This window comes from Kutzneria sp. 744 (assembly GCF_000568255.1).
Classification (GTDB): domain Bacteria; phylum Actinomycetota; class Actinomycetes; order Mycobacteriales; family Pseudonocardiaceae; genus Kutzneria.
Map to the genome: position 1 here is coordinate 1943463 of NZ_KK037166.1, position 3121 is coordinate 1946583.

General features: G+C 69.3%; 1 protein-coding gene. It reads right to left on the reverse strand.

Annotated elements, in window-relative coordinates; genetic code table 11:
• Positions 1 to 3121, reverse strand: a 3121-nt coding sequence (locus KUTG_RS08570) for a HAMP domain-containing protein (protein WP_157495533.1), incomplete at both ends; no start/stop codon positions are given.

Below are 3121 nucleotides of genomic sequence, written 5' to 3' on the forward strand. Positions count from 1 at the left end.
ACCCGGCCCGACTCGGTGAACTTGACGGCGTTGGACAGCAGGTTGCGCAGCACCTGCCGCAGCCGCGGCTCGTCGGTGTAGAGGGTCTCCGGCACGTCCGGCGCCACCTGCACGCCGAAGCCGAGGCCCTTCTCCACGGTCAGCGGCTGGAACGTGGCCTGCACGTACTCCAGCAGCTGCGGCAGCGGGAAGCGCTCCGGGTGGATGTCCATCTTGCCGGCCTCGACCTTGGACAGGTCCAGGATGTCGTCGATCAGCTGGAGCAGGTCGGTGCCGGCGGAGTGGATCACGTTGGCGAACTCGACCTGCTTGGGCGTGAGGTTGCGGGTCGGGTTCTGGGCCAGCAACCGGGCCAGGATCAGCAGGCTGTTGAGCGGCGTGCGCAGCTCGTGGGACATGTTGGCCAGGAACTCGGACTTGTACTTCGAGGTCAGCGCCAGCTGCTGGGCCCGCTCCTCCAGCTCCTGGCGGGCCTGCTCGATCTCGAAGTTCTTGACCTCGATGTCGCGGTTCTGCCGGGCCAGCTCGGCGTTGGAGCGGCGCAGCTCGCCCTGCTGCTCCTGCAGCTGCTCGGAGCGGGCCCGCAGCTCCTGGGTCAGCCGCTGGGACTCGGCCAGCAGCGAGTCGGTGCGGGCGTTGGCGACGATCGTGTTCACGTTGACGCCGATGGTCTCCATCAGCTGTTCCAGGAAGTCCCGCTGGACCGGCGTGAAGCGGCCGAAGGAGGCCAGCTCGATCACGCCGAGGGCCTGGTCCTCGAACACGATGGGCAGCACGATCAGGGTGGCCGGGCCGGCTGAGCCGAGGCTGGAGGCGATGCGCACGTAGTCGGCCGGCGTCTGGTCGACCAGGATCGCCTTCTTGGTGCTGGCCACCTGCCCGACCAGGGACTGGCCGAGGTGGAACTCGGTGGGCAGCGAGTCGTCGTGGCCGTAGCCGGCGACCAGGCGCAGGGTCACGCCGGCGTCGTGCGGCTCGGCCAGGAAGAACGTGCCGAGCTGGGCGGCGACCAGCGGGGTCAGCTCGTTCATGATCAGCTCGGCCACGATGCGCAGCTCGCGGTGGCCCTGCATGAGCCCGGAGAAGCGGGCCAGGTTGGTGTTGAGCCAGTCCTGGTCGGCGTTGGCCCTGGTCGTCTCCCGCAGCGACCGCACCATCGAGTTGACGTTGTCCTTGAGCTCGGCCAGCTCGCCCTGCGCCTCCACGGTGATGGAGCGGGTCAGGTCGCCGGTGGCCACGGCGCTGGTCACCTCGGCGATGGCCCGCACCTGGCGGGTCAGGTTCAGGGCCAGCTCGTTGACGTTCTCGGTGAGCCGCTTCCAGGTGCCGGACACGCCCTCGACCTCGGCCTGCACGCCCAGCCGGCCCTCCCGGCCGACCTCGCGGGCCACGCGTGTGGACTCCGCGGCGAAGGACGACAGCGTGTCGACCATCGTGTTGATGGTGGTCTTGAGCTCCAGGATCTCGCCGCGCGCGTCGACGTCGATCTTCTTGGACATGTCGCCGCGGGCCACCGCCGTGGTCACCTGGGCGATGGACCGCACCTGGGAGGTCAGGTTGTCGGCCATGACGTTCACCGAGTCGGTGAGGTCCTTCCAGGTGCCGGACACGCCGGTCACCCGGGCCTGGCCGCCCAGCATGCCCTCGGTGCCGACCTCGCGGGCCACGCGCGTGACCTCGGCCGCGAAGGCCGACAGGGTGTCGACCATCGTGTTGATGGTGTCGGCCAGGCTGGCCACCTCGCCCTTGGCCTCGACCCGGATCCGCTTGGTCAGGTCGCCCTCGGCCACGGCCGTCGCCACCTGGGCGATGGACCGCACCTGGCCGGTCAGGTTGGACGCCATCACGTTGACGTTGTCGGTCAGGTCCTTCCAGGTGCCCGACACGCCGCGCACGATGGCCTGGCCGCCCAGGTCGCCCTGCGTGCCGACGTCGCGGGCCACCCGCGTCACCTCGTCGGCGAAGGCGGACAGCTGGTCGACCATGGTGTTGATGGTGTCCTTGAGCTCCAGGATCTCGCCCCGGGCGTCGACCCGGATCTTCTGCGACAGGTCGCCGCGGGCCACGGCCGTGGTCACCTGGGCGATGGACCGCACCTGGTCGGTGAGGTTGTCGGCCATGACGTTGACCGAGTCGGTGAGGTCCTTCCAGGTGCCGGAGACGCCCTTGACGTCGGCCTGGCCGCCGAGCTTGCCGTCGGTGCCGACCTCGCGGGCCACCTTGGTCACCTCGTCGGCGAACGAGGAGAGCTGGTCCACCATCGTGTTGACGGTGTTCTTCAGCTCCAGCATCTCGCCCTTGACGTCCACGGTGATCTTCTGGGTCAGGTCGCCCTTGGCCACCGCCGTGGTCACCTGGGCGATGGACCGCACCTGGGAGGTCAGGTTGCCGGCCATGAAGTTCACCGAGGTGGTCAGCGCCCGCCACGTGCCGCCGACGCCGGGGACCTGGGCCTGACCGCCCAGGATGCCGTCGGTGCCGACCTCGCGGGCCACGCGCGTGACCTCGTCGGCGAAGGACGACAGCTGGTCGACCATGGTGTTGATGGTGTTCTTGAGCTCCAGGATCTCGCCCCGGGCGTCGACGGTGATCTTCTGGGTCAGGTCGCCCTTGGCCACCGCGGTCGTCACCTGGGCGATGTTGCGCACCTGGTCGGTGAGGTTGCCGGCCATGAAGTTCACCGAGGTGGTGAGGTCGCGCCAGGTGCCGGCCACGCCGGGCACCGTCGCCTGACCGCCCAGCCGTCCCTCGCTGCCCACCTCGCGGGCCACGCGCGTGACCTCGTCGGCGAACGAGGACAGCTGGTCGACCATGGTGTTGATGGTGTTCTTCAGGGCCAGCATCTCGCCCTTGACGTCCACGGTGATCTTCTGGGTCAGGTCGCCCTTGGCCACCGCGGTGGCCACCTCGGCGATGTCGCGGACCTGGCCGGTCAGGTTGCCGGCCATCGCGTTCACCGAGTCGGTCAGGTCCTTCCAGGTGCCCGACACGCCCGGCACCGTCGCCTGGCCGCCCAGCTTGCCGTCGGTGCCCACCTCGCGGGCCACCCGGGTCACCTCGGACGTGAACAGCGCGAGCTGGTCGACCATGCCGTTGAAGACGTCGGACATCTCGTCCATGA